This window comes from Myxococcus guangdongensis (assembly GCF_024198255.1).
Classification (GTDB): Bacteria; Myxococcota; Myxococcia; order Myxococcales; family Myxococcaceae; genus Myxococcus; species Myxococcus guangdongensis.
On the sequence record NZ_JAJVKW010000025.1, the window covers coordinates 1 to 23533 of the forward strand.

A 23533-nucleotide genomic window follows, 5' to 3' on the forward strand; every position below is an offset into this window, starting at 1 on the left:
CCTACGGCTTTTCATGGAGGAGGTTCTCTCGGAAGTGCGAACGCTCGACATCCACCGAGAGGACTCCTTCCGTAGATTGGTCCCGCTACTCCCATCGGGTCCGTAAAGGGATCGCCGATGACGAACCCTGGTTCAGGTCGCCGGTAGTCATCCGCCGACGTTGTCGTCATGGCGACATGAAGCAAAGAGCGCCGCGCCGTTGAATCGAAGGAGGGATTGAGCCATGACGAGTTGAATCCTGTCTCTTCTCCGACGTTCTTCGAGAACTCTCCGCATGCCCCCCTCCACAAAACTCCTGCTCCTGCCGCTCCTCTCGATGTTCGCCTGCGCTCCGACGGAGGGACCGCCGGACGGTGAAGCCCAGACGGGTGAGGCGGCCCAGGCGGCCGTGACGCCGCTGCGCTCGAAGGCGCTCGGGCGCATGCGGAACGCGGCGAAGTACTTCCACGACAACGTCGCGCGGCGAGGCGGCTACGCGTGGCACCACAACGCCAGCAACCTGAGCGAGCGCTGGGGGGACATCCAGCTCGACGAAGAGCAGATCATGATTCAGTCCCCGGGCACGTCGGACGTCGCCATCGCCTTCGTCGAGGCGGCGCTCGCCGACCCCGCCACGCCCGCGCTCAAGACCTACGCCCTGGACACGGCGATGGCGCTGCGCCACGGACAGGTGAAGTCGGGAGGCTGGCGCCTCTATGCGGACTTCAAGCCGACGCCGACGCTGCGGGCCTGTTACCTCAACACCACCGCCAGCTGTGGCTGCGGCGGCTGCACCACCACCGCCTACGATGACCAGGTCACCCAGAACGCGCTCATCGCGATGATGCGCGTGGACCAGCTCCTCGGGTTCGCGAACGCGGACATCTCCAGCGCCTCGGCGTACGCCCGCGCGCGGATGGAGACCTCGCAGTACCCCACGCACGGCGGCTTCCCGCAGGGGTTCTCCGCCCCCGTCGCCGCCCGGCCCGCGCTGGTGGCCAGCTACCCTCCGTCCATCGGGACCTCGTGCGGTCTGGCCCAGTGTCACGCGAACGCGTACACCACCGAGTACTGGGATGACCCGACGCTGAACGACAACCTGGCGACGGCCTTCGTCGAGATGCTGTACTGGGCCCAGGAGCTCTACCCCGCTCGGGCCGCGACGTATCAATCCATGCGCGCCGCCTTCGGCGACTTCCTGCGCCGCGCGCAGATGCCCCAGCCCCAGCCCGCCTGGGCGCAGCAGTACGACGGCCAGATGCAGCCCCGCTGGGCGCGCAGCTGGGAGGCTCCCGCCATCGCCGGACAGGAGAGCCAGGACGTCATGTGGGCCCTGCTCCGCCTCTACCAGTTGGACCCGAGCGTCTCCGCGAACCGCGACGCCGTCGCCACCGCCCTCGCCTATCTGGAGACAGTCGACTTCGCGAACGACACGCTCATCCACCGCTACATCGAGCTCGACGACACGGCCCCGTCGAACATCGGCTTCTACACGGTGAAGGCCGGCGGCTACCCGGTCCGCTTCTCCTCCGCGCCGCCCACCTACCAGAACTACGCCTGGGAGGTCCCCTCGCAGCTCGCCGCCCTCCGCGCCGAGTACGTCCGGCTGGCGAGTGACACCACCGCGATGAAGCGCTCCTGCCAGCAGCTGCGTTACGACACGGCGCAGGCCGTCGACGCCGCGGTCAACAACGAGAAGTGGCTCACGACCTACAGCCCGGGCGGACCTCGCAGCGGCGCCACGCCCGGCGACTACCTCGACACGAGCACCTTCGTGCGGAACCTGCGCACCCTCGCGGAGTTCGTCACGCGCACCACCACCGACTGCACCGCGTGGAATTACTGATGCATCCCTGATACCACGCTGGGGCCTCGGATTCTGGGCCCTGCCGGAATATTTCCGGCCCCGGAAACTTCACTGGACGCCGTCCATCCATGAGCACCCTCCAGGGCCGGTCCCCTCCAATGCGCGCTTTCTCATCGATGCCGTCGTGGCAAAGTGTCCTGCCGTGCCTGCTGTTCGTCCTGCCGACACCAGGAGCCTGGGCTGCACAGCGCAAACCGGGCGAAGTGGTCATCGAGCGCGGCAGCGTCGAACTCGAGCCGGGCAAGCGCATCGCGTACGAGATGGGCTCGCTCTACGTCCCGGAGAACCGAAAGAAGCCGGACAGCCGGCTCATCGAAGTGGGGTTCGCCCGCATCAAGGCGGCCAAACCCACGGGGGCTCCACCCGTGTTCTGGCTGCCGGGAGGACCGGGCCTGAGCGTGCTCGGCTCGCTCACCGACAACGACCCGGCCACCCGGGGGAAGGCACGCCTGTGGGCGAACTTCAGTGAGCGGAGCGCCGACGTGGTGGTCCTCGAACAGCGCGGCTACACCCGGCGTGGGGAGATGCTCGAGTCGACGAGCGACGCACTTCCCCTGGAGCAGCCAGGGTCCATCCACGCGGAGGCCCAGGCCATGCGCGCGTTGGCGAAGCGGGCCGTCGCCGAGCACTCCGGCAAGGACCTGTCTGGGTACAACGTCGGTGAGCTCGCCGCGGACGTGGACGCCCTGCGGCGCGCGCTCGGCTACAAGAAGATCAGCCTGTTCGGCGGCAGCTTCGGCTCTCAGTGGAGTCTCGCGGTGATTCGGCTGCACCCGGACATCGTCGCGCGCGCCGTGTTGTCCGGCGTGGAGCCCTTGAACAACGCCTTCGACATGCCCTCGCACGCCTTCGCCGCGCTCCAGCGAATCGCCTACGACGCGGACCAGGATGCCGGGCTCGCGCCGTACCGCCCCGCGGGCGGGCTGATGGAGGCGGTGCGCACGCTGCGCAAACGCTTCGCCCAGGAGCCGGTGCGCGTGGAGGTGCGCGACGCGGCGGGGAAGTCCCAGACGGTGGTGCTGGGACTCGAGGACCTGCAGCTCGCGCTGCTCTCCCATACGACGGAGGGCGAGCAATGGCCGGCCTTCATCCTCTCGCTGTACCACGGGCACTACGAGGCGTGGGCACGCGAGGTCATCGAGCAGCGCGCCGCGAGCAAGAACAAGCTCATCGGCCCGCTCATCGACAGCAGCCTGCGCACCACCGCCGAGCGTGAGCACCAGCTGCGCACCGACCCCGCCGTCGAGTTCCTGGGTGCGTGGAACTTCGAGGCGAACTTCGCCTCGGCGGACGACTGGCCCACCCAGGACATCGGCGACGAGGTGCGAAAGCCCATCGCGAGCCCCGTTCCCGTCCTGTTCGTGCACGGCGACTGGGACACCTCGACGCCCATCGAGAACACGCTGGGCCTCCTGCCGTACTTCCCCAACGGCCACGCCATCCTCACCCACCGAGGCGGCCACGACGGCGCCTTCTACCTCCTGCGGAGCGAGGAGGCCGCGAGCCAGGCCGTGTATGAGTTCCTCAAGACGGGGAAGATGACGGGCCTTCCGCACCACGTGACGCTGCCGCTGCCCAAGTTCCCGCTGCCCGCGTTCCCGCCTCCCGCGGGCGCGAAAGCGGGCACGGCGACCCAACGCCCCTGAGTAGAATGGGTTGATGCCGTCCGCCCTCCCCCCGGCCCTCGCGTCGCGAGCCCGGCGCAACTCGCAGAACCCCCAGCTCACCCGCGAGCGGCTGGAGCGATTCGAAGCGGGGCTTCCCCAACCCCTGCCCTCGGACTTCCGTGACGTGCTGGTCGCGTACAACGGCCTCTTCCTGGACCCTTGCGCGACGGGGCTCCGGGACGCGCTCGGGGACGAGGTGCACATCGACGAGCTGCTCGGGCTGCATGACCACGACTGGACTCCGCTCCGGCTCGGGGGCACGGACATCCCCATGGACATCCTGGTCTTCACGCAGCAGCGCGGCAGCGTCAACCGCTTCGGCCTGCAGGTCGACGACCGGCCCGACTCACCTCGGGGAACCGTCTGGTTCTTCGACATCAACGCGGAGACCGAGACCTCGGACCTCTACGTGCCGAGCGTCTGCGCGGCGTCCTTCGGTGAGTTCCTCGCCCGGCTCGTGCCCCTGCCCGAGGAGCCGCGCTTCTTCACCCCGCCCCTTAAGGAGTCGCTCCCTGCCGAATCGCTGGAGAAACTTCCAGCGGACGCCCCCACGCCACAAAGGCCCCTCGTGCTGGCCGGACATGGGCACGCCGTGGAGGCCGCGCGGCTGGACATCCGCGTCACCACGCTGCTCCGCGACGAGGGCACTCCCAGCTACCGCTATCAGCCGGACCGGGCCACTGCGCGGTACGACCTGGAGCTTCGCGTCGACTCGACCTCCGACGAAGACGGACAGCCGGCGCCGTACGCCGCTGCGATGCCGGTCACCGAGGCGAACCAGGGGCGACACCCGACGCTCGCGGAGTGGCCCGGGCTCGTCGTGGGACAGGAGGAGCCCTGGGATGCGTGGTTCGGCACGGACGCCCCCTCGCTGGGAGGCAACCGGCTGACGGTGCTGGAGCGCTCCGGCGCGGACCTGACGGTGCGCTGGGAGGCGCGCTATTCACAGGGGGGCCATGACCTCCCCTTCCTCTTCGAGGGACAGGTCCGCATCGAGGGAATCCGCTTCGACGTGGCGTCCCCCGAGGACATCGACCGCGTGCTGGCCTCCGCGTTCGGAGGCAGGCACCGGGCCGACGAATGGACCCGCATCGTCGGCGAACAGAGGGACCGGGGCCCACGCGCCCCCGAGGAAGGCCGCTACGTCTTCCCCGTCAGGCTCATCCCTCGCTGACGCGCACCACGAGCTTGCCGACGTTCTTCCCCTGGAGCATCCCGATGAACGCCCCAGGTGCGTTCTCCAGTCCGTCGACCGTGTCCTCGAGCAGCTTCACGCGGCCCTCGGCCACCCACGCCTCCATGTCCCGGCGGAAGGCGTCGTAACGCGGGCCGTAGTGGTCGAGGATGATGAGGCCCTGCGCGCGGATGCGCTTCGTCTGGAAGACGGACATCACCATCGGCAACAGGTTCGGACCGGGCGGCGGCGCCTCCTCGTTGTAGCTCGCGATGGTCCCGCACAGCGGCACGCGCGCGTGGTGGTTGAGCAGCGGCACCACCGCCTCGAACACCGCACCGCCCACGTTCTCGAAGTAGACGTCGATGCCACGCGGGCAGGCGGCGGCCAGACGCTCGGCCAGCTTCGGCTCGCGCCGGTCCAGGCACACGTCGAACCCCAGCTGCTCCACGGCGTAGCGGCACTTGTCCGCGCCGCCCGCGATGCCCACCACCCGCGCGCCCTTCAACTTCGCGACCTGCCCCACCACCGCGCCCACCGCCCCCGTCGCCGCGGCCACCACCACCGTCTCCCCCGCCTTGGGCTCGCCGATGTCGAGCAGCCCCACGTGCGCGGTGAACCCGGGCATGCCGAGCACCCCGAGCGCCAGCGACGGCTGCTTCATCGCTCCCAGCGCCACCAGGTCCTGCCCATCCGACAGCGCATGGCCCTGCCAGCCCGCGTTGCCGAGCACCAGCTCGCCGACACGGAACCTGGGATTGCGCGAGGCGACGACGCGATTGACGGTGCCGCCCACCATCGGCGCGCCCACCGCGACCGAGGCATCGGCATACGCCGGAGGGATTTCATTCATCATCGGGCGCATGTACGGGTCGAGCGACAGGTACAGGGTGCGCAGCAACACCTGTCCTTCGCCCGGCGTGGGGACGGCCGTCTCCTCGATGCGGAAGTGGCTGGGCGTCGGAAGCCCACGCGGACGCGCGGCGAGGACGACTCGACGGTTGCGGACATCGCTCTGACTCATGGCTGCGGACTCCTGGGGTGTGGCGGGGAAGACTTCGACGCGCACGAGCCCACGCCGCGGCGAGCACCGCGCGGACCGGCCGACGAGGTGAAGAGACCTAGGTGATGCCCAGCCGCCGCCGCGTGTCGGCCATCGCCGTGTCGAGCGGTGTCCGGTCGCGGGAGATCTTCGCGAGCAGCCCCGCGCCGAGCCACGTCTGGTACAGCGAGAGCGCCAGCGCCCGCGTGGGCTCCGGCGCCGACAGCGAGCCGTCCTCGCGCCCCGCGTCGAGACAGCGCTCCAGCCGGTCGATGACGCCCTTCGTGCCGCGCTCCAACGCCGCGCGCATGCTCTCGGACAAGTCACAGACCTCCGCGCCGAGCTTCACGACGAGGCAGCGGCTCGTGGCCGACGCGTCCGTCTGTGACACGAGCCAGTCCTGGAAGTACGCCATCAGCCGCTGCGCGGACGAACCCGGCGCCGCCAGCAGCGCCTCCATCCGCGACTGGTAGTCGGCGAAGTACGCGTCGAGCACCGCTTCGCCGAACGCCTCCTTGGAGCCGAAGTAGTAATAGAACGAACCCTTGGGCACCCTCGCCGCCGCCAGCACCTCGGCCAACCCCACCGCGGTGAAGCCCTTGCTCACCAGCAACGGATGCGCCGCGTCCAGGATGTGCCGCCGGACGTCCTGTGAGGCCCCGCTCGCGCTCATGCGCCCATGGCTAACGGCCAGTAGACCGGTCGTCTAGTCGTTCTTTCGTAGGGCAGGCAGCCACGAGGAGAGGCGCCAAGGGCTTGCGCTGACCGGATGACCGGATTACATATCCGGTCAATGAGTTCTGACCCACGCACCGCCATCCTCAACGCCGCCGGAGAGGTCTTCGGCCGCTACGGCTTCAAGAAGGCCTCGGTGGAGGACATCGCCAAGCGCGCCGGGGTGGGCAAGGGCAGCATCTACCTGCACTTCGAGAACAAGGAGGCGCTCTTCGAGGCCTGCGCCCAGCAGGAGGTCGCCGCCAGCCTGTCCGAGCTCCGGGCGCGGCTGCGCGACGCGAAGACGCCCGTGGAGCAGCTGCGCGTCTACATCCGCTGCCGGATGGAGCAGAACACCCGCTCCCCCACGGGCCAGCGCATCGAGATGGCCACCCTGCTCGAGCTCGGCGAGGCGGCCGCCCACATGATTCCCAAGATGATGGATGACGAGACCAGCGTCCTGGCGGCGCTCATCGAGAACGGTGTCATCCAGGGCGCGTTCCACTTGAACAACTCACGAGAGGTGGCCCGGGGCATGGTCGAGCTCATCACGTGCCTGGGCCCCTGGATGATGACCTCCGAGCCGGACGAGCAGTCCCAGAAGGCCCTCGACGCCTCCTTCGAGGTCTTCATCCGCGGCCTCACCGTCCCCCCGCTCCCCACCAGCTGAAGCCCTCCCACAGCGCCCCCCTGCCCTCGGGCGGAGTGGGCTTTCGCACGTCCACGACTGACCAGAAAACCAATCCAGTCACTCAGTGCCGGATTCCAGGGCCTCCCAGGCCCCTCGACGAGGAAAGAAGCGATGACGAAGACGACCTTGAAGGCAGCGGTGGTGGTGGCGGCGGTGGTGGCTGGAGCGGCGTGCGGTGGGGGCAAGGCCACGCCTCCGGCGGCCTCCGCGCAGGTGGTGCAGAAGCCCGTGGGCGTGCGCGCCGTGGCGCCCGCGCCGAAGCTGGAGGCGAGCGTCCTGCAGGCCACCGGCAACGTGCGCGCCCGACAGGAGGCGACGCTGAGCGCGGAGGGCACCGGCCCCCTGACCCGCATCGCGGTGGACGTGGGCGACCCGGTGAAGAAGGGCCAGGTGCTCGCGCAGCTCGACGCCACCAACGCGCGCCTCGCCGTCAATCAAGCGAAGGCCTCGCGGGCCGCGGCGGACGCGGCGATGGAGGGCGCGAAGACGGAGGTGGAGCGCGCGCGGACGCTGGCGCAGTCCGGCAGCCTGGCGAAGGCCTCGCTCGACAAGGCGGAGGTCGGCTACCGACAGGCCCAGGCGCAGGCGGAGCAGACCGCCGCGGCGCTCGCCACCGCGCAGGAGGCGCTGCGCGACGCCACGCTCACCGCGCCGTTCGACGGCGTCATCACCAGCCGCTCGCGCAACGAGGGCGACTACGTGACGCCGGGCACGGCCATCTTCGGGCTCGTCAACCCGCACGCGCTCGAGGTGCGCGCGCCGGTGCCCGAGGCCCTGGTGGACCGCGTGAAGGTGGGCACCCTGGTGAAGGGCGCGCTCAACCCGTCCGGCGCGCCGTTCGAGGCGAAGGTGCGCAGCCTGGGCGCCGTCATCGACCCGCAGACGCGCACCGTGGAGGTGCTCGCGGACGTGGTGCCCTCGAAGGGCGAGGGCCCCACGCTGCGCGCGGGCGCGCTGGTGGAGCTCGACTTCTCCGGCACGCTCGCCACCGACGAGGCGCCGGGACAGGCGGGGTTGTTCCTCCCCTCGCAGGCCGTCAACGCGCGCGGTCAGCAGGGCTTCGTCTGGGTGGTGCAGGACGGCAAGGCCCAGCGCCGCGACGTCAAGGTGGAGCGCGTGCTGCCCGGCTACGTGCGCGTGGTGCAGGGCCTGGGCATCCAGGAGCGCGTCGTCGCGGACGCGAGCCTGCCCCTGCAGAACGGCACCGCGCTCCAGGTCGTCCAGTAGCGCTCCTCTTCCCTCCCCTCTTCACCGCTCGCCACTGCCATGCTCAAGACCTTCATCAAACACTCCGTCTTCACCGTCATGCTGATGGCGGCGGTCGTCGTCTTCGGCCTGTACGCCTATCCACGCATCGGCGTGGACCAGTACCCCAACGTCGACATCCCGTACGTCACCATCACCACGCTGCTGCCCGGCGCGGACCCGGCGTCCATCGAGGAGAACGTCTCCAAGCCGCTGGAGGAGGGGCTCAACACGCTCAACGGCGTGGACGAGCTCAACTCCATCAACCTGGAGAGCGTCAGTCAGATCACCATCGGCTTCAAGCTGGGCACCAACGTGGACGTCGCGGCCCAGGACGTGAGGGACCGCGTGCAGGCCACGCTGCGCTCGCTGCCCGCCGGCATCGAGACGCCCGTGGTCGAGAAGTTCGACATCGGCGCGGCGCCCATCCTCACCCTGTCGCTCACCGGCGCGCTGCCCGTGGAGGAGCTGACGCGGGTGGCGGAGGACGTGGTGAAGCCCGCGCTCCAGAGCCAGGCGGGCGTGGGCAGCATCGACGTCGTCGGTGGCCGCGAGCGCGAAATCCAGGTGGTGGTCGACCCGCAGCGGCTGCGCGGCTACGGCCTGGCCGTGGGCGACGTGAGCCAGGCGCTGGCGGCGCAGAGCGTGGACCTGCCCGGTGGCCGCGCCACGCAGGGCGGCCGTGAGCGCATCGTCCGGCTGACGGCCGAGGCGCAGAGCGTGGAGGAGCTGGGCAACATCATCATCGCCAGCCCCAACGGCACCCCGGTGCGCGTGCGCGACGTGGCGGCGGTGGTGGACGGGGCCCAGGAGGCGCGGGGCCTGGCCCGCTCGGACACCGGCTCCGCGCTGGCGCTGGTGGTGCGCAAGCAGTCGGGCGCCAACACCGTGCAGGTGGCCGAGAGCGTCAAGGAGTCGCTCGCCGAGCTGAACGCCTCGCTGCCCCAGGGCGTGGACGTCAAGACCATCAGCGACAACTCCACCAACATCCGCTCGTCCATCAGCGCGGTGCAGTTCGACATGCTGCTGGGCGGCGCGCTGTCGGTGCTCATCGTGCTGGTGTTCCTGCGCAACCTGCGCTCCACGTTGGTGTCCGCCATCGCGCTGCCGGTGAGCGTCATCGGCACCTTCGCGGTGATGGCGATGCTCGGCTTCACCTTCAACATCATCACCATGCTGGCGCTGACGCTCTCCATCGGCCTGCTCATCGACGACGCCATCGTGGTCATCGAGAACATCGTCCGGCACCTGGAGGAGGGCAAGACGCCCATGCAGGCGGCGCTGGAGGGCACCCAGCAGATCGTCGTCGCGGTGCTCGCGGTGACGCTCGCCATCGTCGCGGTGTTCGTCCCCGTGGCCTTCATGGAGGGGATGATTGGCCAGTTCTTCTACCAGTTCGGCGTCACGGTGGCGGTGGCGGTGCTCATCTCCTACGCGGTGTCGATGACGCTCACACCCATGCTCTCCAGCCGCCTGCTCAAGGGCCACTCGCACGGCCCCACCAACAAGGTGAGCGCGGCCATCGAGCGCGTGCTGGTGGGCATGGAGAACGGCTACCGCCGTATCCTGGAGGGCGTGCTGCGTCGGCGCGGGCTGACGCTCGTCGCGGCCGTGGGCGTGCTCGTGCTGACGCTGGGCATGGCGAGCTTCCTCAAGTTCACCTTCATCCCGCCCGCCGACAACGGCGCCGTCAAGGTGACGCTGGAGCTGCCCGTGGGCGCCACGCTCGAGGACACCGAGCGGGAGCTCAATCACGTCGCCGCGCAGGTGCGCACGCTGGAGGGCGTGAAGGAGACCTTCAGCACGGCGGGCGGCGGCACGCTCGAGGAGGTGCACAAGGGCGAGGTGCTGGTGAACCTGGTGCCGCGCAAGGAGCGGGCCTTCGACCAGGAGACCTTCAAGGTCCGCCTGCGCGAGGCGCTGCCCGGGCGGTCCGGCGTGCTGACCTCCGTGCAGGACGTCTCCGACATCGGCGGTGGCAGCCGCAACCAGGAGGTGCAGTTCATGCTGCGCGGCACCGACTGGCAGCAGCTCGTCGCCTCCAGCGAGAAGCTGGTCGCCACGATGAAGACGAACCCGAACTTCACGGACGTGGACTCGACGTACCGCAGCGGCAAGCCCCAGTTCGACGTGAAGATCAACCGGGAGCGCGCCGCGCAGCTCGGCGTGCCGGCCGCCCAGGTGGGACAGGCGCTGCGCGCCTATCTGGGCCGCGACGAGTTCATGACCTACCGCGAGGGCGGTGAGACGTACGACGTGAAGCTGCGTCTGCCCGAGGCCACGCTCGCCTCCGAGGAGGCGCTGGGGCAGCTCACCGTGCGCACCTCCGGCGAACAGCTGGTGGAGCTGCGCAACGTGGCGGACATCATCCCGTCCGAGGGCCCGGTGCAGATCGACCGGCAGAACCAGAAGCGGCAGATCACCCTGCTCGCGAACCTGGCCCCGGGCTACTCCCTGGGCGAGGCCATGACCTACCTCACCGCGCAGGCCGAAGAGACGCTCCCCGCGGGCGTCGAGGCGAACTTCGCCGGCAACGCGAAGGAGATGGGCAAGACGGCCGCCGCCTTCGGCATGGCGCTGGGGCTGGGCATCCTGCTGCTCTACATGATCCTGGCGGCGCAGTTCGGCAGCTACATCCACCCCTTCACCATCATGCTGTCGCTGCCCTTCGCGCTCATCGGCGCCATCGCGGCGCTCCTGTTGTCGGGCAGCGCGCTGTCCATGTTCGCCCTCATCGGCGTCATCATGCTGATGGGCCTGGTGGTGAAGAACGGCATCCTGCTGGTCGACTTCACCCAGCAGCTGCGCGAGTCCGGAAAGAGCGCGGGACAGGCCCTGCTGGAGGCGGCGCCGGTGCGTCTGCGCCCCATCCTGATGACGACCATCGCCATGGTGGCCGGCATGGTGCCCGTGGCGCTGGCGCGCGGAGACGGCGCCGAGATGCGCGTGCCCATGGCGCTCGTCATCATCGGTGGCCTCATCAGCTCCACGGTGCTGACGCTGGTGGTGGTGCCCGTCGTCTACTCGCTGCTGGACGGGGTCGTCGAGCGATTCAAGCGCCGGGCGCCCGCCACCGACCCGGTGACGACTCCGGGCGCGGCCGGCGTCCAGTTGCTGGAAGAGGGCTCGCACTGACCTGAGCCCCTCCGCGTCCGATTGAAGGCGGAGCCCCGCTCAGGGCTCCGCCCCTTGCACCTCTCACGTTCCATCCCTCGGCTTCCTTTCCGGCGCCGCGACGCCCGTCGTGCGCCCGCTTCACCCCAGGCTCCACCATGTTCCTCCATGCTCTCGTCACCAGCGTCCTGCTGACCCAGGCCCCCGTACCGGCACCCCAGGCGGCGCCCGATGCGCCGGTGCGCTCCGCGCCCGCCCAGGAGCAGGCTCCCGCGGCCCAGAAGGCCACGCTCCCCCTGCTCTCCTTCACCGAGGCGCTCGAGCTCGCGGAGAAGCAGAGCCCCAGCCTCGACGCGGCCCGCGCGCGGCTCCAGCAGTCGCGGGAGCTGGGCAACAAGGCCTGGTCCGGATACCTGCCGAGCATCACCGCGAGCGGCTCGTACACCCGCTTCCCCATGGAGCTGACCTTCACGCTCCCGGGCGTCCCGGACCCCATCCCGCTCCAGAAGCAGAACCAGCTCGCCGGGCAGCTCAACGCGCAGCAGGCGCTGCTGGTGCCCAGGCTGTGGCCCGCCATCAAGAACGCCTACCTGGGTGAGCGCGCCGCGGAGCTGACGGCGGAGAACACCCGCCGCGAGACCCTCTTCGCCGTGGCCCAGGCCTACCTGGGCGCCGCCAGCCTGCGCGAGGCGATGGCCGTGCAGGAGCAGCTGCTCGAGGTCCGCCGGGGCTTCGAGCGCGACGCGCAGAACCGCTTCGAGGTGGGCGACGTGGAGCGGCTGGCCGTCCTGCGCGCGACGCTGGACCGCAAGGAGGCCGAGCAGGAGGTGGTGCGCAGCCGCAACGCCTACGCCACCGCGAAGAGCGCGCTGGCCGCGCTGCTCGGGCGCCCCGTGGACTTCGACGTCGCGCCGCCCCAGGAGACCGCCGTCGCGGTGCCCACCGAGGCGAAGGACGCGGCCTCCGCGGAGAAGACCGCGCTGGAGCGACGCCCGGATGTCGCCGCCGCGCGCATCAACGTGGACGTGGCGCGGGGCGGCCGCAAGCAGGTCCTGGCCGAGTACCTCCCCAGCCTGCACGCCACGGGCGCCTATTCGGCGACGAACACCGCGGGCCTCACGGGGCAGACGACCACCTGGACCGCGGGGCTGGCCCTGTCCTGGAACCTGTTCGACGGCGGGCTGCGCGAGGCCAACCTGCGCGAGTCCTCCGGCAAGATCGCGGAAGCCAACGCCGACCTGCGGGGCGCGGAGGAGCAGATTCGCGACCAGGTGCGCAAGGCGCGCGGCGAGCTGGAGACGGCCGAGGTCAACCTGGCCACGGCCGAGGAGCGGGTGAAGCTGGCCGTGGAGAGCGCGCGGCTGGCGAAGGAGAGCTTCGATGCCGGCGCCTCGACGTACCTCCAGGTGACGGACGTCAACGCGACGCTCGCCGGCGCGCAGCTCTCCTCCGTGGCCGAGGCGCTCAACGTGCAGCTGTCACGCCTGGCCCTGGCGCGGGCGATGGGCCTGTTCGACCCCACCGGCCACTCGCTGGCGAAGCCGTAGTCCGAAGACTCCAGGAAGGAGGCAGCCCGCCATGACATTCGACCCGGAGGTCGCCGCGCGCTTCAGGGCGCGCCGACGCGTCCTGAATGGCGCCATCGTCGTGACGACAGGCCTGCTGAGCCTGTCCTTCCTCCCCTGGCCAGAGGAGCACGCGTCACTGCTCGGCGCGTTGCTCATGGGCGCCATCGTGGCGACGGTGGTGCCCGTGCTCCTGGTCTGGCGCTGCCCCCGCTGCAACACATACCTGGGTGGAGCGGCGAGCGCCCGGACCTGCCCCGCGTGCGGCGTCCCGTTCGTCGCGCCCCGGGGAGACGACCTGTGAGAGAATCAGCAGTCGCCCGTCCGCCGAGCAACCATGTTCCTCACGCCCTTTCCCGACGCCCGCTTCGACCACCCCCGAGACCTCGAACACCCCCACGCATACTGGTGCGCATGGTGCTCCACCGAGGTCTCGGCAACGCGAGGCACCCTCTCCCAGGGCGTGCAGGACTCACGAGCGCTGGAGTCGCTGCTCGTCATCTGTCCCGCCTGCACGCGTCCCACGTACATCGAGAAGCCCCGCGAGCTCGCGGAGGAGGAGGTGCATCGGCTCTCCATGCAAACCCCCGCGCCCCCGCCCGGGCCGGCGCTCCCCTTCCTCCCGGCCGCCATCCAGTCTCTTTCGCCATCAAGGCCTACGCGGCCACCGAGCACTTGTGTCGCAAGCTGATGCTCCATGTCATCGACACCAGCAACACGCGCGAGGAGAGCAAGGAGCAACCCCGGGACACCGTCGGATTCATGGAGGACGCCCGCGCCCGCCTCATCGAGGAGGCAACCTCGCCCGACCTCGTGCCCTCCACGGAGGCCAGCACGGCGGCGGCGCTCGTCCACACCGCGTCGATGCTGAGGATGCTCTACCTGCGGCCCGACGGAGCGCAGTAGCCTCACGCGGAGCGGCGGCCCCAGAAGACGAAGAGCGAGAGCGCGACGAGCAGGACGTTGAAGGGCGTGCTCGCCGCCTCGCCGCGTGACACGTGGAAGACGATGGCGCTGACCTGGAGCGCCGCGCAGCCCAGCGCGGCCCAGGCCGTCAGCCTCGGGCGGATGCCGGTGAGCGAGGGCAGCAGGACGCCGAGCCCGCCCAACAGGTCCACCACCGCCGTCAGGTGGAACAACGCTCCCGGCACCTGTCCCGCCCAGGGAATCATCGCGGCCAGCTGGGAGACGGGCGTGAAGAGCTTCCAGAGCCCCGTGCCCACGAACAGCAGGGCCAGCAACACCTGGACGCTCCACAGCCCCACCGAGAGCGCCCTGGACGGCTTTCCGCCGCCGACAGCCCGAGTCGTCATGGCCTTCCTCCTGGCGCAGCGGATGACTTCCGCGCACCGGACCCAGGCTCTGTCGCATACCGTCTGGCGCCGGCCAAGGAGGCACCTTGAAGTCACCAGGTAACGGAAAGATGACCCTGAGCTACGAGGACTGCGTCGCGATGCGCGAAATCCTCAGCCTCATCGGCGACAAGTGGAGCGTGATGGTCATCGTCAACCTCTCCGAGGGCGCCGTGCGCTTCAGCGACCTCAAGCGCGCCATCGAGGGCATCTCCCAGCGGGTGCTGACCCACACCCTGCGCGGGCTCGAGCGCGATGGCCTGGTCAAACGCACCGTCCATCCCACGAAGCCCCCCAGCGTGAACTACGTGCTGACGGCGCTGGGACGCACCCTCATCGACCCCGTCAGCGCCCTGGCCCGCTGGGCCCACCAGAACCGGCCGGAAATCGAGCGCGCCCGCGAGAGCTTCGAGCGCGCGACGCCCTGACCTCACGCCGCGCGCTGCAAGCGGCGCTTGTACCGGTCTCCCCAATCGCGCAGGCCCAGGAGCACCGGCTCCAGCGAGCGGCCGAACGGGGTGAGCTCGTACTCCACGCGGTGCGGCACCTCCGGGTAGACGGTGCGCTTGACGAGCCCGTCCTCCTCCAGCTCCCGAAGCTGGAGCGTGAGCATGCGCTGGCTGCAGTTCGGCAGCCGCTTGCGCAGCTCTCCGAAGCGATGCGTACCCTTCAACAACCAGTACAGCACCACGCCCTTCCAGCGCCCACCGATGACGCCGAGGGCGGCCTCCACCGCGCAGTTCGTCTTCGAGTCATCGTCGCGCTTGCGAGCCATGGTTCCCTTTTTGTGCGTACTGACCAAACTTGTGCGTACTTGCGGAGAAATAACCCGAAACGTACGTCTGCACCATGAAGACATGGGAACTGCAGCCGAGGCCGGGGTTCGATGCACTCACGCGGGCCGAGCGCCCGTCTCAGAGCGTGGGCGCGCACGAGGTGAAGGTCCGCGTCAGGGCGGTGTCGCTCAACTACCGCGACCTGCTCATCACCCGGGGGGCCGAGAAGAACCTCACCTCCCCACGCGTGCCCGTCTCGGATGGCGCGGGCGAGGTGGTGGAGGTGGGCTCGGCCGTCACGCGCTGGAAGGTGGGCGACCGGGTGATGGCCAACTTCTTCCCCCACTGGGTCGACGGTGAGCTGAGCGACGCGCACCACGCCAGCGCGCTCGGCGGCTCGCTCGCCGACGGCATGCTGCGCGAGGAGGTGGTGCTGCCCGAGCACGCTTGGGTGCGCATCCCGAAGGGGTACTCGTTCGAGGAGGCGGCCACCCTCCCCTGCGCCGGGCTCACCGCGTGGCAGGCGCTGTTCGAGGTCACCTCGCTCCGGCCGGGTGAGACGGTGCTGCTCCAGGGCTCGGGCGGCGTGTCCGTGTTCGCGCTCCAACTGGCGAAGGCCTCGGGCGCGCGGGTGCTGATGACGTCGAGCAGCGCGGACAAGGCGGTGCGGCTGCGCGAGCTGGGCGCGGAGGAGGTCATCGACTACCGCGCGGACGCGAAGTGGGGCGAGCGGGCGAAGGCGCTCACCGGCGGCCGGGGCGTGGACCTGGTGGTCGACGTGGGCGGACAGGCCACCTTCGACCAGTCCTCCGCGGCGCTGCGCTACGGCGGCAGCATGAGCATGCTCGGCGTGCTCACCGGAGGCCGGGGTGAGGTCAACCTGGGCGCGGTGTTCCAACGGCGGCAGACGGTGCACGGCGTCTACGTGGGCTCGGTCTCCATGTTCGAGCGCTTCGTCGCCGCCCTGGAGCACAACCGCATCAAGCCCATCATCGACCGCGTGTTCCCCTTCGAAGACGCCCGCGCCGCCTGGGAGTACCTGGCCAGCGCGCAGCACCTGGGCAAGGTCGTGGTGAGCCTCCCATGAACGTCCTCATCGTCTACGCCCACCCCGAGCCGCGTTCACTCAACGGCGCGCTGAAGGACCTGGCGGTGAGCCACCTCACACAGCTCGGGCACACGGTGCGGGTCTCGGACCTGTACGCGATGGGCTGGAAGGCCACCGCCGATGCGGGTGACTTCCTGGCGCATCCCGAGGGGGAGCGGCTGGCCTACGCCCGGGCCTCGAAGGTCGCGTTCGCGGGCGGCACCCAGCGCGCGGACGTCGTGGCCGAGCAGGAGAAGCTGCTCTGGGCCCAGGCCGTCATCTTCCAGTTCCCGCTGTGGTGGTTCTCGATGCCGGCCATCCTGAAGGGCTGGGTCGACCGGGTCTTCGCCTACGGGTTCGCGTATGGCGTGGGCGTCCACGGCGGTGAGCGCTGGGGAGACCGCTACGGCGAGGGCACCCTCACGGGCCGCCGCGCCATGCTCTCCGTCACCATCGGCGGGCGGGCGCCGCACTACACGGACCGCGGGGTGAACGGCGCGCTCGACGACCTGCTCTTCCCCATCCAGCACGGCGTCATCTACTACCCGGGGATGGAGGCGCTCCCACCGTTCAGCCTCTACATGTCGGACCGGCTCACGCCCGAGGAGTGGCCCTCCGTGGAGCAGGCCTACAAGGCACGGCTGGAGGGGTTGTTCACGGACGCGCCCATCCCGTTCCGCAGGCAGAACGGCGGGCACTACGACACCCAGCAGGTGTTGAAGCCCGGCCTCGGACTCGGCGCGGCGGGCACGCGCATCCACCTGCTCCAGCCGGGGGAGCCGGAGCAGACCCGCCTCACCTCGACGATGTCTGGCTGAGCTGCGCCGACCCGTTCACGAGGAAGTCCGCGAGCGACGCCACGTCCGACGCACAGTGGCCGCCATAGAGGGGATGCCACTCGGTCTGGATTCCCCGCTCGCGGGCAAGTCGGGCCAGGCGCTCGGTGCCTTCGTAGTTGCCGTAGGCATCGTAGAGGCCGCAGGAGAGGTAGAGCTCCGGAGCGTCGGGCCCCAGTCGCGTGACCAGGTCCAGGGGCGCGACGCGGCGCCACTCGGCTTCGTCCGCCACGTACTTGCGCGCCAACAGCCAGACACCGAACACGATCTTCGGACTGGCCCCGGTGCGCGCCATCGTGGCCCGGATGGCGCCCAGCGAGGAGAACGGCGTGTCGGTGTAGACGCCCGGACACAGCGCCGCGACCTTCGCGAACCGCGTCGGATGGGTGAGGCCCGCGATGAGGACATTGAGCCCGCCCATCGACTCCCCCAGCAGGATTCGCCGCCGGGGGTGTCCCACCTGGTCCTCGAGCGCGGGCAGCCGTGACATGAAGTCCTCGAGCAGGCCGCTCTGCGCCTGCTTCCCCTTCGGCGTCAGGAGCCACGTCGGACCGTAGGACACGGTGATGACCGTGGGAGGCAAGACGCCCGCGGTCTGCCAGCGCGCCTGCAACATCCCGGTGAAGTAGGTGTCGTCGTTCCAGAGGGCCTCATCGAGGTTGCGCCCGTGGAGGTGATAGACGATGTCTCCGTTGGTCCCCCCGACGGCCGTGTTGACGCAGTAGCGCAGGGGCCCTTCCGAATCACATCGCTGACTCGCGGGCGTGAAGGAGGAGCGTTGGTCGCCACGGCTGCGCGTGAGCTCCGTCCAGGTGAACCCGAGCACGAGGGAAAGCAAGACGACGGGCAGCAGGTATCGAACCCGCCGCCCAAGGCGAGGCATGGTCATGGATGGTCATCCGGTGGGAGGGGTGCTGCTACGACGGATGCGCGTGTCCCCGCCGGGGCCGGCTAGGCCAGCGTGAGCTTCGTCTGGAGGTCGCGCGACGGCAGCGGCTTGTCGGGCGCCGCGCTCGTCGAGCCAGCCCCCTGTCGTCGCACGGGCCTCGGCAGGAGCGCGAGGCTCAGGAGGTAGCCGAGGATCGCGCTGCCGCCGTAGCCCACGAGCGGGGTCGGATGATTTCCGAGCGCGGCGGCGAGGATCCCCGCGAGCCAGGTCGCCCCGAAGGTGAAGCAGGCCGTGCGGCCGTCCTCTCCACACACACGCCGCATCATCACCGGGACGAGCAGGAGGCCCAGGCCGGCCACGACGGCGAGGCCCGCGAGGGCGTGGACCGCGAAGGAGGAGAAGAGGATCTGGTCGACGAAGGGAGTGGCCGGGAGCGCGTCGGGGCGCAGCAGCGTCACCACGAACGCCAGGAGGCTGGCCGCGAAGGCGCTGAGCGTCGACCGGTCCACACGCGTCGCCGCGACGGTCGCCAGCGCCAGGGTCATCATGGCCGCCATCGCCCGGTCGGGCTGGAGCGCCATCGCCAGCGCGGCGACGACCATTCCGAGGGTCGCGAGCGGCGTGCGCGTCCGGGAGTAGCCGACGAGCATGAGCGGCAGCAGGATGAGGCTCGGTTGCAGGAACACGCCACCGAACCCGACCCAGCGAGAGGCGCCCTCGACGCGGAAGCCGAGGAGCGAGGTCGCGAGCAGCAGGCCCGAGAGCCCGAGAATCAGCGCTCCGGCCCCGCGACCGACGGGCGCCGAGGCGCGACGGACGAGGGCCCACAGGACCAGTCCGATGACGAGCGCCCCCACGTTGCCGCCGAGGTAGCGGGCGGGCGCCCCCGCGAGCGTCATGTAGACGAGCCCCAGACAGACCGCGCCGACCGCGCAGAGCACACCGACGGCCTCCGGGCCGAGGCCACCCCGCGTGCGTGACACCCGGACGACGACGCCCAGCAGGGAGAGGAAGGGCTGAAGCAGGAGCAGGCCGATGGCACGCGGCGCCAACCCACGGAAGCTCTCCAGCGCGAACCACAGCGCCTGGGAGTCCTCGGCAATCTCCGCGAGCTCCGCGCGGATGGCCAGGCCCCAGTCGCGCTGCTTCGGTGGCAGGAGGAACTGCAAGGCGGCGCACAACAGCTCCGCCACGCGACGCTGGAAGCGGACGCTCATGTCGGCACCTCGCGAAGACCGCGGCGGGTCGCCACCTTGCCGTCCGGCGGATTGTCCCGCGCGAGCTGGACCCCTGTCTGGGTCAGGCGATAGGCGTGCCTCGGCGGCCGCCCACCCTCCTCCGGCTGCTGCCACTCGGCCTCGAGGTAGCCCTGCGCCTCGAGGCGAATCAGCAGCGGATAGAGCGTGCCCGACTTCACCTCCGCGAGCCGACACAGCTCATACCCGTGCGACCAGCCCTCCCCTGCGTCCAGCAAGGCGGCGAGCACGGCGCGGGCGTGGTTCGACAAGGCGCGGGTTCGTGGCATGCCCCTTAAATCTACCTATGTAGATTTAAAGTCAAGGCCCCCTCCCCGCCCTGGCTCATCGACCCGCGATGAAGGCCGAGACCTGGTCGACCACCCGCGCGTCCACGTGCCCTGGCCGCTGGTACTCGGCGGGGTTTGGCTTGCCGGTGCCCTGGATGAACAGGTGGTTGCTGCCTGGAATCGTCACCACCCCGGCCGAGGGCAGCCCCTTGCGCCACACCGCCAGGTCCTCCTCGACGACCTGGTAGTCGCGCTCACCGCGCAGGATGAGCGGAGGCCGCGCGAGCTTCTTCGCCATCGCGACGCCATCTCGCGATGCCCAGTCCCGCCAGTACGCGGCGGGAGCGCCCAGGAGCTTCTTGTCGCCGAGCTTCCCCGCCTTCAGCAGCGCCACGTCCTTCTCGACGCCCGCGATGAGCTCCGGAGGCTGCTCGAGGTAGCGCAGCTGCGCGAGGACCAGGTCCCAGGGCGTGCGCCCTGGAGGTGCCAGCAGGACGGCTCCAGCGACGGGGGCGGCGCGGACGGCGATCTCCGGTGCCAGCAAGGCCCCCAGGCTGTGCCCCACCACGAAGATTCGCTTCAGGTCGATGTCCGCGCGGGCCTTGAGGACCTCCACGGCGGCGACGGCATCGACGACGACCTCGTCATCCATCGAGATGCCGTTGGCGAACTGACTGGCGTACCGCAGCGTCCGCTTGTCGTAGCGCAGCACCGCGATGCCTCGCGAGGAGAGCCCCTCGGCCAGGTCCTTGAACGGCTTGTTGGGCCCCAGCGTCTCGTCCCTGTCATGGGGCCCGGAGCCATGGACCAGGATGATGCCCGGGAAGGGCCCCGCGCCCGCGGGCACCGTCAGCGTCCCCTGCAGCTCCCACGGCGCCTTCCCCACCGAGACCTCCTCGCTCCGGAAGGCCGAGGCATCGACGTACGGCGCGACGGACACGGTGGCCGGTGGCGCGGCCTGCGCGGGGACGAGGTGGATGGCGGCGACCTCCTGCGTCTCGGGGACGATGGCGAAGACGGCGTTGAGCTCGCCCCGCTCGAACTTCAGCAGCGCCACCCGGACGTCGTGCTCCCCCTTCTTCGCGCGCTGGACGATGGACCACGAAGACAATGGGCCCAGCGCCGTGAGCTGCGTGTCCCAGGCCAGCGCGAGGTTCTCCGGCGACAGCGCGGCCTTCGCCCTCGCATCCAACCTGGAGGTCGCGGCCACGAAGTCTCGACTCCCCATCGCGGTCAGGAAATCGCCCGCCGTCGTATCGGCGTCACGCATGACAGGGGCCACCACCTCGGGAGCATGTGACGACGACGAGCTCGCGCAGCCACCGAGCAGCACGCAAGCCGTGAGCATCGACCCTCGAACGCGACGCATGTTTCCTCCCCTCACAGAGACCGCGGGGTGCCTTCGTCATTCGTCGAACCGCCCTCGAGGCGACGCGAGATGACATACGAGTAGACGACCGGAATCACGACCACCACGCCCACGAGCACGAGCACCCATTCCGGCCCGGCCCCCATCAACCCCGTGACGACGAGCGCGAGGCCCGCGAGCACGAAGAGCTTCCCGCCCAACCGATGCGTCCGCAGCCAGACCTCGTCGTTCGCCAGCGTCCAGGGCGTGCGGATGCCGAAGAAGAAGTTCTTGGTGACCTTCCCCATGAAGTTGCCCAGCGTCATGAAGAGCAAGCCCGTCCCCGCGTGGAGCGCACGCGCCATGGGCACCTCCACGCCCAGCCCCGCGAGCAGCACCAGCCCGTTCACCAGGAACAGGAACGCGAGCAGCATCGCCACGACGAACTCGTAGACGGACTGGAACCGCTCCATCCGATAGCCCCGGGGTGAGATGCGGGGAAGCACGCGCATCAACAGGTACACGCCCGCCATCACCAGCGGCTGCATGAAGGGCCCCCAGGGCTTCGCCGTGTAGCCATCCGCCACGCCCTTCGCGTTCCAGTGCGTGGGGATGGAGTCTGGCAGCCGCTCGTAGAACACCGCCGCCATCGCGAACGACACGATGACGAACCCCAGACCCACTGCGTTCGCGCGGCTGATTCGCATCACGGCTCTCCGTTCTTCTTCTCGACCTTGAAGAGGTCCATCAACAGCGCCGCCACGTCCTCGAACACCGTGGTGTTGAGGGAGTAGACGATCTGCTGTCCCCGTCGCTCGCTGCGCACCAGGTCCGCCGCCTTCAAGACGTTGAAGTGATGCGACAGCGAGCCCTTCGTGATGTCGAACGCCTCCGCGAGCTCACCGGCGCTCTTCGAGCCCCCCTGCAAGAGCTTGAGCACCTTGCGCCGCGTTGGATCCGAGATCGCCTTGAAGACCTCCTGCGTCCGCATCAGGACCTTTCGATTGTTTGACGACTTTCAAAATAATGATTTCCGAACCCCTGTCAAGCCACGGAGGCACGGGCTCAGCCGGCCGATTCGGCGGAGACGACGGCGACGAGCAGCTCGGACACCTCGCGCATGAACGAAGGGTCCAGCGTGTCGGGGGTGTCCGTGGCGCGGTGGTAGTGGGGGTTGCGGAAGTTCGCGGTGTCGGTCCAGAGCACCGCCGGGCGGTCGGCCAGCCAGAACGGGACGTGGTCGCTGCGGGCCAGGTCGGGCAGCAAGCGGTAGAGCGGTCCCCACGTCTTCGCGCCCATCAACCGCAGCCCCGCCGCCGCGTCCGAGCCCAGGGCCCGGTCCACCGCGACATTGGAGCGCCCCTTCGCGAGCAGCCCGAGGAAGTCCGGCGAGCGCAGGCCCTTGGGCACCCACGGCAACGGCAGCGCCTGCGCCACGCCCGAGCGCTCGCGAAAGCCGACCATCTCCAGCACGTGCGTCGTGCCGAGCCCGCACGGCAGCGCCGGCACGCCATGGGTGACGAAGTCGTAGCTGCCCAGGAACCCGTCCTCCTCCGCGTTGAACGCGAGGAAGCCGACGCCCTCCCCCGCACCGCTGAGCGCCAGTGCGCGGGCACACTCGAGCATCACCGCCAGCCCGCTCGCGTTGTCGTCCGCGCCGGGGCAGTTCGGCACGCTGTCGTAGTGGGCGGCCACGAACGTCACCGTGCGCCCCTTCGCGCCCCGGGGCAGCGCCACCACGTTCCCGTAGCGCCCCTGGAGCTGGACCTCGAGCCCCATCCGCTCGAACGCCTTCGCCAGCGCGTCTCGAACCCAGGCGTTGTTGCGCGCGTTCACGACGAAGTGACGGGGGATGGCCAGGTGCTCCACCCACCGGAGCAACCGCGTCTCGGCCTCCACGGCCGCCCTGTCGGGAGATGGCACCACCGCTTCCGCTGCTCGCTCTCGAATGACCATGATTGACTTACAACGTAAGCTTATGGCGTAAGTCCGTCAAGCCGACATGAAGCAGACGAACAAACGAGAACCCCTTTCGAGGGAGCGAATCCTGGGCGCGGCGCTCGACATCGTCGACCGCGAGGGGCTGGAGGCCATCTCCATGCGTCGGTTGGGTCAGGCGCTGGGCGTGGAGGCGATGTCGCTCTACAACCACGTGCCCAACAAGGCGGCCATCCTCGACGGGCTCTTCGAGACGGTGCTCGCCGAGGTGCACTCCGCGAAGCGCGCGGGGACCTGGCAGGTGGCGTTGAGGGAGCGGGCCCAGGCGCTGCGCAAGGCCCTGCGCACGCACCCCAACACGCTGCCGCTGTTCGCGACACGCGCCGCCGTCACGCCCGGGGCCATCGCCCACGTGGAGGCGGTGCTCGACACGCTCCGCACCGCGGGCTTCAGTCCGGACGAGGCGCTCAGCGCGCTACAGGTGTTGATGGCCTTCGTCGTGGGCCACTCGCTCTCCAGCTACGCGCCCCAGCCCGAGGACGCGCAGTCACACCCCGCCTATCAACAGCTCAGCGAGAAGGACTTCCCACGCGTCCACGAAATCGCGCGCGTGCTGGACAGTCACGACGTGGAGAAGGAGTTCGAGCTGGGCCTGGAGGCGATGATGACCGGGCTCGAGGCAACCCAGGCGCGCCGCAAGCCCGCCCGGAGATAGCCCGCGGCC

At 69.9% G+C, this 23533-nt stretch carries 24 protein-coding genes; 13 read left to right on the forward strand and 11 right to left on the reverse strand.

Features of this window, described 5'->3' with window-relative positions; translation table 11 throughout:
* Nucleotides 1–274: 274 nt before the first annotated feature.
* From LXT21_RS42955 to LXT21_RS42965, 3 genes are all read left to right on the forward strand, one after another.
* Nucleotides 275–1825 (forward strand): pectate lyase, encoded by a 1551-nt coding sequence (locus LXT21_RS42955; RefSeq protein WP_254044059.1) that lies wholly within the window; start codon nt 275–277, stop codon nt 1823–1825.
* Nucleotides 1826–1962: 137 nt separating this feature from the next.
* Nucleotides 1963–3492, forward strand: coding sequence for an alpha/beta hydrolase (locus LXT21_RS42960; protein ID WP_254044060.1), 1530 nt, complete (start codon nt 1963–1965; stop codon nt 3490–3492).
* A 13-nt stretch (nt 3493–3505) separates the two neighbouring features.
* The gene (locus tag LXT21_RS42965) at nt 3506–4687 is read left to right on the forward strand and encodes an SMI1/KNR4 family protein (RefSeq protein ID WP_254044061.1); all 1182 of its coding nucleotides are present in this window, start codon (nt 3506–3508) and stop codon (nt 4685–4687) included.
* Here LXT21_RS42965 and LXT21_RS42970 read toward each other — a convergent pair.
* Nucleotides 4674–5711 (reverse strand): NADP-dependent oxidoreductase, encoded by a 1038-nt coding sequence (locus tag LXT21_RS42970; protein ID WP_254044062.1) that lies wholly within the window; start codon nt 5709–5711, stop codon nt 4674–4676. The genes LXT21_RS42965 and LXT21_RS42970 overlap by 14 nt on opposite strands.
* A gap of 97 nt (nt 5712–5808) precedes the next feature.
* On the reverse strand, nt 5809–6402 hold the full coding sequence (locus LXT21_RS42975) for a TetR/AcrR family transcriptional regulator (protein WP_254044063.1): 594 nt from the start codon (nt 6400–6402) through the stop codon (nt 5809–5811).
* A 120-nt stretch (nt 6403–6522) separates the two neighbouring features.
* On the opposite strand from LXT21_RS42975, the gene LXT21_RS42980 reads away from it, so the two are divergent.
* From LXT21_RS42980 to LXT21_RS43005, 6 genes are all read left to right on the forward strand, one after another.
* Nucleotides 6523–7113, forward strand: coding sequence for a TetR/AcrR family transcriptional regulator (locus LXT21_RS42980; protein ID WP_254044064.1), 591 nt, complete (start codon nt 6523–6525; stop codon nt 7111–7113).
* Between the two features lie 132 nt (nt 7114–7245).
* Entirely contained in the window at nt 7246–8361 is a 1116-nt protein-coding gene (locus LXT21_RS42985; RefSeq protein WP_254044065.1) for an efflux RND transporter periplasmic adaptor subunit, read from the forward strand.
* 39 nt (nt 8362–8400) lie between these two features.
* A complete protein-coding gene (locus LXT21_RS42990) occupies nt 8401–11514 on the forward strand; it encodes an efflux RND transporter permease subunit (RefSeq protein WP_254044066.1) in 3114 nt (1037 codons plus the stop codon).
* A gap of 137 nt (nt 11515–11651) precedes the next feature.
* Entirely contained in the window at nt 11652–13040 is a 1389-nt protein-coding gene (locus tag LXT21_RS42995; RefSeq protein WP_254044067.1) for a TolC family protein, read from the forward strand.
* A 31-nt stretch (nt 13041–13071) separates the two neighbouring features.
* Complete coding sequence (locus tag LXT21_RS43000; protein ID WP_254044068.1) at nt 13072–13362, forward strand: hypothetical protein; 291 nt, start codon at nt 13072–13074, stop codon at nt 13360–13362.
* Between the two features lie 386 nt (nt 13363–13748).
* On the forward strand, nt 13749–13964 hold the full coding sequence (locus tag LXT21_RS43005; RefSeq protein WP_254044069.1) for a hypothetical protein: 216 nt from the start codon (nt 13749–13751) through the stop codon (nt 13962–13964).
* A 2-nt stretch (nt 13965–13966) separates the two neighbouring features.
* Here the strand turns inward: LXT21_RS43005 and LXT21_RS43010 are convergent, their stop codons facing one another.
* Nucleotides 13967–14371: a DoxX family protein gene (locus LXT21_RS43010; RefSeq protein ID WP_254044070.1), complete on the reverse strand. Its 405-nt coding sequence runs from the start codon at nt 14369–14371 to the stop codon at nt 13967–13969.
* 86 nt (nt 14372–14457) lie between these two features.
* Here LXT21_RS43010 and LXT21_RS43015 point away from each other — a divergent pair, with 86 nt between their 5' ends.
* Nucleotides 14458–14838, forward strand: a complete 381-nt coding sequence (locus LXT21_RS43015; protein WP_254044071.1) for a winged helix-turn-helix transcriptional regulator — start codon at nt 14458–14460, stop codon at nt 14836–14838.
* 2 nt (nt 14839–14840) lie between these two features.
* Here LXT21_RS43015 and LXT21_RS43020 read toward each other — a convergent pair whose 3' ends face one another.
* The gene (locus LXT21_RS43020; protein WP_254044072.1) at nt 14841–15185 is read right to left on the reverse strand and encodes a winged helix-turn-helix transcriptional regulator; all 345 of its coding nucleotides are present in this window, start codon (nt 15183–15185) and stop codon (nt 14841–14843) included.
* A gap of 74 nt (nt 15186–15259) precedes the next feature.
* Between LXT21_RS43020 and LXT21_RS43025 the strand changes: the two genes are divergently transcribed.
* Complete coding sequence (locus tag LXT21_RS43025; RefSeq protein WP_254044073.1) at nt 15260–16273, forward strand: zinc-dependent alcohol dehydrogenase family protein; 1014 nt, start codon at nt 15260–15262, stop codon at nt 16271–16273.
* On the forward strand, nt 16270–17091 hold the full coding sequence (locus LXT21_RS43030) for an NAD(P)H-dependent oxidoreductase (protein ID WP_254044074.1): 822 nt from the start codon (nt 16270–16272) through the stop codon (nt 17089–17091). Before LXT21_RS43025 ends, LXT21_RS43030 begins: the two co-directional genes overlap by 4 nt.
* On the opposite strand, the gene LXT21_RS43035 is transcribed toward LXT21_RS43030, so the two are convergent.
* From LXT21_RS43035 to LXT21_RS43065, 7 genes are all read right to left on the reverse strand, one after another.
* The gene (locus tag LXT21_RS43035) at nt 17069–17998 is read right to left on the reverse strand and encodes an alpha/beta hydrolase-fold protein (protein ID WP_254044075.1); all 930 of its coding nucleotides are present in this window, start codon (nt 17996–17998) and stop codon (nt 17069–17071) included. The genes LXT21_RS43030 and LXT21_RS43035 overlap by 23 nt on opposite strands.
* Nucleotides 17999–18060: 62 nt before the next feature.
* A complete protein-coding gene (locus tag LXT21_RS43040) occupies nt 18061–19215 on the reverse strand; it encodes a putative peptidoglycan glycosyltransferase FtsW/RodA (RefSeq protein ID WP_254044076.1) in 1155 nt (384 codons plus the stop codon).
* The gene (locus LXT21_RS43045) at nt 19212–19523 is read right to left on the reverse strand and encodes a PadR family transcriptional regulator (protein WP_254044077.1); all 312 of its coding nucleotides are present in this window, start codon (nt 19521–19523) and stop codon (nt 19212–19214) included. The genes LXT21_RS43040 and LXT21_RS43045 overlap by 4 nt, the downstream gene beginning before the upstream one ends.
* Before the next feature lie 55 nt (nt 19524–19578).
* Nucleotides 19579–20793, reverse strand: a complete 1215-nt coding sequence (locus LXT21_RS43050; RefSeq protein WP_254044078.1) for an alpha/beta hydrolase family protein — start codon at nt 20791–20793, stop codon at nt 19579–19581.
* 110 nt (nt 20794–20903) lie between these two features.
* Nucleotides 20904–21578 carry an SdpI family protein gene (locus LXT21_RS43055; protein WP_254044079.1) on the reverse strand — a complete coding sequence of 225 codons (675 nt, stop codon included), beginning with the start codon at nt 21576–21578 and terminating at the stop codon, nt 20904–20906.
* Entirely contained in the window at nt 21578–21862 is a 285-nt protein-coding gene (locus LXT21_RS43060; RefSeq protein ID WP_046711902.1) for an autorepressor SdpR family transcription factor, read from the reverse strand. The genes LXT21_RS43055 and LXT21_RS43060 overlap by 1 nt, the downstream gene beginning before the upstream one ends.
* 74 nt (nt 21863–21936) lie before the next feature.
* The gene (locus LXT21_RS43065; RefSeq protein ID WP_254044080.1) at nt 21937–22827 is read right to left on the reverse strand and encodes a M28 family peptidase; all 891 of its coding nucleotides are present in this window, start codon (nt 22825–22827) and stop codon (nt 21937–21939) included.
* Between the two features lie 46 nt (nt 22828–22873).
* Here LXT21_RS43065 and LXT21_RS43070 point away from each other — a divergent pair, with 46 nt between their 5' ends.
* Nucleotides 22874–23524: a TetR/AcrR family transcriptional regulator C-terminal domain-containing protein gene (locus LXT21_RS43070; RefSeq protein WP_254044081.1), complete on the forward strand. Its 651-nt coding sequence runs from the start codon at nt 22874–22876 to the stop codon at nt 23522–23524.
* Nucleotides 23525–23533 lie beyond the last annotated feature (9 nt).